The sequence below is a fragment of the Bellilinea sp. genome (assembly GCF_034432615.1).
Classification (GTDB): Bacteria; Chloroflexota; Anaerolineae; order Anaerolineales; family Anaerolineaceae; genus Bellilinea.
Genome location: NZ_DAOUBL010000049.1, coordinates 148,492 through 155,824, shown reverse-complemented (window position 1 = coordinate 155,824; position 7,333 = coordinate 148,492). Strand labels below are relative to the sequence as shown.

The 7,333-nt window shown below is 55.2% G+C and carries 6 protein-coding genes; 4 read left to right on the top strand and 2 right to left on the bottom strand.

The features are described from left to right. Positions 1–67: 67 nt before the first annotated feature. Together VAE48_RS02900 and VAE48_RS02895 are read right to left on the bottom strand one after the other, a co-directional pair. Positions 68–1,180, bottom strand: coding sequence for a hypothetical protein (locus VAE48_RS02900; RefSeq protein WP_322791810.1), 1,113 nt, complete (start codon positions 1,178–1,180; stop codon positions 68–70). Further along, a complete protein-coding gene (locus VAE48_RS02895) occupies positions 1,177–2,607 on the bottom strand; it encodes a plasmid pRiA4b ORF-3 family protein (RefSeq protein ID WP_322791809.1) in 1,431 nt (476 codons plus the stop codon). The genes VAE48_RS02900 and VAE48_RS02895 overlap by 4 nt, the downstream gene beginning before the upstream one ends. A gap of 555 nt (positions 2,608–3,162) precedes the next feature. Here VAE48_RS02895 and VAE48_RS02890 point away from each other — a divergent pair. From VAE48_RS02890 to fixA, 4 genes are all read left to right on the top strand, one after another. Beyond that, positions 3,163–4,314, top strand: coding sequence for an acyl-CoA dehydrogenase family protein (locus tag VAE48_RS02890; RefSeq protein WP_322791808.1), 1,152 nt, complete (start codon positions 3,163–3,165; stop codon positions 4,312–4,314). 56 nt (positions 4,315–4,370) lie between these two features. Then, a complete protein-coding gene (locus VAE48_RS02885; RefSeq protein WP_322791807.1) occupies positions 4,371–5,594 on the top strand; it encodes a CoA transferase in 1,224 nt (407 codons plus the stop codon). Positions 5,595–5,651: 57 nt separating this feature from the next. Beyond that, complete coding sequence (locus tag VAE48_RS02880; RefSeq protein WP_322791806.1) at positions 5,652–6,437, top strand: enoyl-CoA hydratase/isomerase family protein; 786 nt, start codon at positions 5,652–5,654, stop codon at positions 6,435–6,437. A gap of 113 nt (positions 6,438–6,550) precedes the next feature. Further along, positions 6,551–7,327, top strand: a complete 777-nt coding sequence (gene fixA / locus VAE48_RS02875) for a putative electron transfer flavoprotein FixA (protein WP_322791805.1) — start codon at positions 6,551–6,553, stop codon at positions 7,325–7,327. The last annotated feature ends 6 nt before the right edge of the window (positions 7,328–7,333 follow it).

Below are 7,333 nucleotides of genomic sequence, written 5' to 3'. Positions count from 1 at the left end.
GGGGCGTTTTGCTGCTGTCCGGGTTTTGGGCTTATCCCGACCCCAGGCTTTTTAGCTCCCTGCCCGGTTACATCCAGCCGCGGCTTTCCCAGCGACCGATCAGGGCCGGGCGGGAAGCAAATTTCTGCGCCAGTTGACGCAGCCGTGCCCGAAAAACCGACTGCGTGTTTTGGAATTCCGACAGCTGCTGCAGCTTTTCCAGTAAAGCCGTTGCTTCATCATAAACCGAGGCGATTCTGCGCCCATTTTCCAGCAGTGACTCGACCTGCTGCCAGACTTCTGCCTCGCGCTCTGCCAGAGACTGCATCTCGGCGATGTGCTTTCGGCGGGCTTCTGCCGCCTGGCGTTTCTTCTCGGCAATTTCCAACTCTTTGGCACGCTTCAGCAGCTGCTGAAGGGTACGCCGTTCTGATGGATGGGGGCGTTCGGTGGGGAAAAACCCAGCCAGCCGCTTGCGCAGCGCCGGCCCTGCGCTGGGATCGCCCTCTGCCAGACGTACCAGGAACTCGTTGCATTCTGCGCGGGACAATCGTTCAATCGGTTTGCGGTAATCTAGCGACTCGGCCTCTTTCCGATCAGGGCTGGCTTCGGCAGCAGCCTGAACCAGAAAGATGTCAAGTCCAAAGAAACGAATGAAGTTCCGCAGAGAAGAGTTTAACTGCTTCAAATCCGCTGGGACGGGCGGTTCAAGGGTCTCAGCCCTGAAAATACTTCGATCAATCGTCACCGCTCTCAGCCAGGCCAGATAAAGCAGGCGGTAGTCGCCCGCCAGCAAATCAGACCGCAGGTGAATGAAGTGCGAAAGGCCGGCTTCGTCTTCAATCCACCACCCCCCATCTGGCGGGTAAAAATCCAAATCGAGTATCTGTTGCTCTTTCATTGTTTCAAAAGTGATATATTCGTCCAGCAGATAGGGGGAAATGTCGTTCTCTTCCAGCAGGCCTTGCGGGAAGCGGAACATCAACCGCAGCCTGCCCCAGTTTGCCCAGTAAAAGTAAGCGTCAAAATACTTGAGCAAAACCTGCTTGGGATCGTGGCGGAAGTCGCTCCAGTGATAGGTAACCACCGCCCGGTTTGCGGTGACGTCAATGTGGCTGGAAAGACCGTTGACGGCGGACTGTTCTTCGGGGGTCAGCAGGCGGTCAACCGCCTGCCACTCGTGATACTGGTATTCACTCACTGCCTGCCTGCCTCAATCAAATCATGGACGGCTTGCAGCAATCCTCTGCCGAAGGGTGTAATTTGAAAGCTTTCAACCAATACAATTTCGAAGGGATCTTGCATAAACAAATCCACGTCGGGGTGCAGAATTCCAAAATGAGCCAAAGGCACAATCACAACGGATTGGATAAGGCGATAGAAGAGTAAGTCAAGAATTTCCAATTCTTGAATGGCTGAAGTGTCCGCAGGCGGCGCGCTCACTCCTAACAGCCGCTCGGCAAAGGGTTTGAACGGCAGCGGTTCTGCAACAGGCAGCTGCAGCAGTTCTTTGAGAACGGTTTTTGAAAAGCCGAATGAAAGATAACCAAATTGAGAAGCCGCCCGGGAAGCAACCGCCCAGTTGGTGCGCGTCCACCAGGTGGCCGTCAGGAAAAAGACCTGCGCAGCCGCATCCGCAGCGAGGAAACGCTCGCCGAGCGGGGTTAATTTCCAACGCTGGCCGGGCCCGCCGCTGATCAGACCGCCGGTGGCTGCCAGAATGTGCCGAAAGACAAGCGGCTGAACATCGTCTTCACTGCGCACGCGGGTTATCAATCCTGCGATATTCTCTTCCATAGGGGGCGGATTGACCATCTGTGCGCAGATTTCACGCACGGCCTTCAACGGGAAATTGCCGGTGGTTTTGGTGCCGGTCACCTTGTTATCGCGCAGGTAGGTGAGCAGAACAACCACATCGCGGCGCAGGGGGAGTTCTTCTGCAATCCGCCGCTGCTCCTCCGGCAGCGTTTTTGACCAGGCTGAATCCAGATCATACTTAATTTTCAGAAGATCGTCCTCATCCGTGAAGATGGGAAGTCTTCCATCTAAAATTTTCAGGTTAAACACTCTGCGCAGCAGGTTATTCACGCTATTCAAGTCAAAGGCTTCGGGGTCGAATTCCCCGCCAATCCATTCCAGATAATCCTCATGCTCGGGATGATTGGGGTCACGGATTGCGTCCAGGAAGTATTGATAGCCCCACACCCCGCCGACATCTTCTGGAGGGCAGGCGCGGGCGCCTTTCAAGCAGATGGGATAACGGAAATCTTCCTGGGGTGGAAGAATCTTTTCTACCACCAGGGTGTGTTCCCAGCTGTCGCCAAAGTCATACCGGTAGGTAAATCGCTGCTTTTCACGCTTAATCACCGCGCTCAGGGTAGTATGACTTTCGCTAGGGAATTCGTCTTCGTTGAATGCGAATTCCAAATCCTCCGAATTGTGGTAAATCATTTCATCTATAATAAAATCGTGCAGGTGGGAGTTTTCCCAGCCCATCACAATTTGCAGGATGTCATGCAGATCGGATAGGGTGGTATCTCCCGCTACCAGAAAGCGCCGCCAGATCGGCGGGCGGATGTGATTGAGGGAAACCTTGATTTGATAAATTGGGGCGGATGGATTGGACATGGGGATACTTCCTTGAGTTAACTTAGAATATCTAAATTATATTCAATGACTGGATGTATGAAAAGTTGTGAGAAGTTTTAAGGCAGGCAGAAATAAACGGGAAATGACGGGCGAGCTGGCAGTATTATATTGCGCATAGCCAATTCATGACATTTCGCATCGGATTTGTGTCCTATAAAATAGTTAATCCTGTCATAAATTTATTATGATTAAGCATACTAGCATCTGTCAGGGGGGTGTATTACGATAAAGACAACATTCTGCATCTTCTTAACCATTCTCCCCCGCCTGTGTAGGTGAGGTAGCGTTTTTTCAGGATTGATTGCAAACCCCTCTTGGGGAGGGGAGGGGTTCGTGTTGCCTTCTACCGGGTAGGGGATTTGGCGGAAGATGCACCGGAGGGTGCATTGCTTTATTCCTTTGAATCATCTGCCGCTGTTCTCAGGTGTGTTGTTTTTCAAAGCCGCTGACCAGTCGTTGACGGACAGCGGCTTTGTTCTTACCACCCAAACTTCACCCTAAATTCCATCTCCATTTAGAAAGGATCAAAAAACCATGGACTTCAAACTAACCGAAGAACAAGAACTATTGTTGAACAGCCTGACCGAGCTGCTCCAGCGCGAGGCGCCGGAAAGTCTGATTGCCGAGCTGGACGAAAAGCACGAATTCCCGTGGAAACCGTGGCAGGCATTGGCGGATAACGGCTTTCTCGGCCTGGGAATCGGCGAGGCCTACGGCGGCACTCCGGCGGATGTGCTCACCCAAACGCTGGTTGCCGAAACGCTGGGTAAATACGCCTTCCCGCTCGGCGTCATCTACGGTTTGGGTGTCATCACCATCCGCGATATTGAACAATTCGGTTCAGAAGAGCAAAAACAGCGCGTGCTGGGCGGCATCTGCCGCGGCGACCCGCCGGTAGCGCTCGGCATCAGCGAGCCGCAGGCCGGCTCGGATGCTGCCGGGCTGAAAACCCGCGCCGTGCTTGAAGGCGACGAGTGGGTCATCAACGGGCAGAAGATTTACTGCACCATCTCCAATATCGCCAAATACATCTTGCTGATGACCCGCGACCCGCAAATCGAAAACCCTTACAAGGGCATGTCCATGTTCCTGCTGCCGACCGATGCGCCGGGTGTGCGCATCAACCCGCTGCCCAAAGTCGGCTGGTGGTCGGTGCCAACCTGTGAGGTGTTCATTGACAATGTGCGTCTGCCCAAGGATGCGCTGGTCGGGCAGCTGAACAACGGCTGGATGCAGCTGATGGCCAACTTCGAGATCGAGCGGATTGTGCTTTCGGCAGCCTGCATTGGTGCGGCTGAAGCGGCCTTTGAAGACGCCGCCGTGTATGCCAATCAGCGGGTGCAGTTCGGCCAGCCCATCGGCCGCTTCCAAATGATTCAGGAAAAGATCACCGACATGGCGATCAAGATCGAAAACATGAAGAACTACTGCTACAAGGTGGCGTGGATGATGGACAACGGCCTGCCGGTGCGCCACGAACACGCCATGGCGAAGTTGTACATCACCCGCTCGGCCTTTGAGGTCATTGACGATGCCATGCAGATCATGGGCGGGCTGGGTTATATGATGGCTCATCGCGTCCAGCGCCTGTGGCGGGATGTGCGCGTCATGCGGATAGGCGGCGGCACGGATGAGATCATGTACAACATTGCCGGCCCGCAGTTGTTGAAGAAATACGCCAAATAATTTTCAGGGTCAATTCCAAATCTATTCTCTTATCTATGAAAGGAGTTTGAACAATCATGGCCAGCACGAAAGACATTCCCCAATTTGGACAGCTTTCCGGGTTAAAGGTGCTCAGCACGGGTACCGTCGTGGCGCAGCCCTACGCTGCCATGTTAATGGCTGAGGCCGGCGCGACCGTCATCCATGTTGAAAGCACCCTGGCACCCGATACCTGCCGGGCAATTAAATATGCCTGGAATCAGGAACACCGCAACGAACTGGCAATGGCGCTCAACATCCCTTCGCCGGAAGGGCGCGAGATTTTCCTGAAATTAATCCGCTGGGCAGACATCTGGATGGAATCCTCCAAAGGCGGCACCTACCAGAAGTGGGGTCTGACCGACGAATACCTGTGGGAGCACAACCCCAAACTGGTCATCATTCACGTTTCCGGTTTTGGGCAGGAAGGCGATCCGCAGTACGTTTCCCGCGCGTCTTACGATGCCATCGGTCAGGCGTTTGGCGGTTACATGTTCATCAACGGTATGCCGGAACCCAACCCGCCCATGCGCGCCGTCCCCTACACCTGTGATTACGTCACCGCCCTGAATGCCTGCTGGGCGGCTCTGGCGGCTTATATCAACGTGCAAAAAACCGGCAAGGGCGAAAGCGTGGACATTGCCCAGTTCGAGATGATGATGAAGATTCAACTGCACTACCCGATGACTTACTTCCAGGATGGGGTGGTGCTGCCGCGCTTCGGCAATGCCGATCCCAAATTTGCCGGTTACAGCGCCTACAAGTGCAAAGACGATAACTACGTGTCTATCGGACTGGTCGGCGCCGGCCCGATGAAGCGCGGCTTGCCGCTGCTCGGTTTGACCGGTGACCCGGACTTCCCCGCCGGCATTCAGCTGGCACTGCGCGGCACACCCGCCGGCGAAAAACTGGATGCTGCCATTCAGAAGTTCTGCGATGAGCACACCGCCGAGGAAGTGGACAAGATCTTCCTCGAAGCCGAGGTGCCGTGCAGCATCATCCTCAATGTGGCCATGGCGGAGAAGAACCCGCATTACCAGGCGCGGCATGTCTTTACCGAATGGGAAGACCCGCAGTACGGCAAGGTCAAGGGTGTCAACACCATGCCGCGCTTCAAGCGCAACCCCAGCAAAATCTGGCGCGGCGCACCGCTCTACGGCATGGATAACGCCGACATCCTGCGCGAACTGGGCTACACGGATGAGGAAATTGACCAGTTCTATGAAAAGGGAGTGCTGAAAGCCGGCGAAGGCTGTCACTAATTTGAAGGGAATGCGGGGGTGGCTGTAACGAGCCATCCCCGCCTTTTGAGAGGGCTTATGACATACGCTTATGAAACCTTGCAGGTTAGCGTAGAACAGCGTGTTGCACTGGTCACGCTGAACCGTCCCGAGAAATTGAATGCGTTGAGCCTGAAGATGCTGGCTGAACTGCGTTCGGTTTTTGAAGAACTGCGCATAGACAGAGAAGTTAGCGCCGTTGTATTAACCGGAGCAGGAAGAGCCTTCTGCGCCGGCGGCGACCTGAACGACATGCTGGAAGGTAAATTACAGCTGGACTATACCGCCGGTCGCACGCTGGGCAAGACCATTATGGCCATTCAGGGCCTTGAAAAGCCGGTCATCTGCGCCCTGAACGGCATCGCCGCCGGTGGCGGGGCAGGGGTAGCCCTGGCCTGCGATGTGATCTACGCCTCGGACAAGGCGCGCTTTTCGGAAATCTACACCAACATCGCTATGCTGCCGGACTGCGGCAACCTGTGGCTGCTGGCGCGGGTGGTCGGCCCGTACAAAGCCAAAGAATTGTGCTTTACCGCCGAAATCATTGACGCCGCCGAGATGTACCGGCTGGGAATCGCCCAGCGGCTTTTCCCGCCGGAGGAGCTGCTGCCCGCTGCTATGGAATTTGCCCGCAAGCTGGCCGAAGGCCCGACGAAAGCCCATGCCATGATCAAGACGTTCATTGACCGCGGCTGGGGTCTTTCTCTGGAACAGTTTTACGACCTGGAAGCGCTCGGCCTGGAAATCATCATGCAGAGCGAGGACTTCAAAGAGGGCGTCGCCGCTTTCGTTGAAAAACGTAAACCGGTCTTTCGCGGTCAATAAACCGGCGCGGCTGTTGCGTTCTACGGTTGCCTCGTCCATGTCAGAAGCGCTGATCGGCCTCTGATGTGGACATTCTCATTCCTAAGAAATCAGGTTATCTCTCAGGAGGTGTGATGAACATTATCGTTTGTTATAAATTTGTGCCCGATCCGGAGGACATGCAGGTCAAACCCGACGGGAAAATATCGTTCGAAGGCGCAGAATGGATCATCAGCGATTACGACCTGATGGCAATTGAAACGGCGGTACGGCTGGTGGAAACCCATGGCGGCAAGGTGACCGCGCTGAGCGCCGGCTCGCAGCAACTCTCCAGTTCCAAGGGTAAAAAAGATGTCCTCTCGCGGGGGCCGGATGAACTGGTGCTGGTGGTGGATGAAGCCATGCAGACCGCCGATACCCATCAAACCGCGCAGGTGCTGGCGGCCGCAATTCGCAAGATGGGTGAATTCGATCTGGTGCTGTTTGGCGAGGGTTCGGCCGATCTGTACTTCCAGCAGGTTGGACTGCAAGTGGGTGAACTGCTGGGAGTGCCGGTGATCAATGCGGTCAGTAAGGTGAGTGTAGAGAACGGCCGGCTGGTGGTGGAACGCAGCACAGAAGAAGATGTACAGGTGCTGGAAACCTCATTGCCGGCGGCGCTGGCCGTCACAACCGATATCTGCCAGCCGCGCCTGCCGAGCATGAAGGAAATCCTCAAAGCCGGCAAAAAGCCGGTGACAGAGTGGTCACTGGCTGATTTGGGGCTGAATGTGCACGCGCTGCGCTCCAGTGAGGTGCTGGCGGTGCGCCCGCCCGATCAGGTCGAACGCAAGCGCATCAAACTCAGCGGCGAACCCGATCAGGTCGTTCAGCAGTTGTTGAATTACCTCAGCAAAGAAGGCGTATTATAGGAAGGA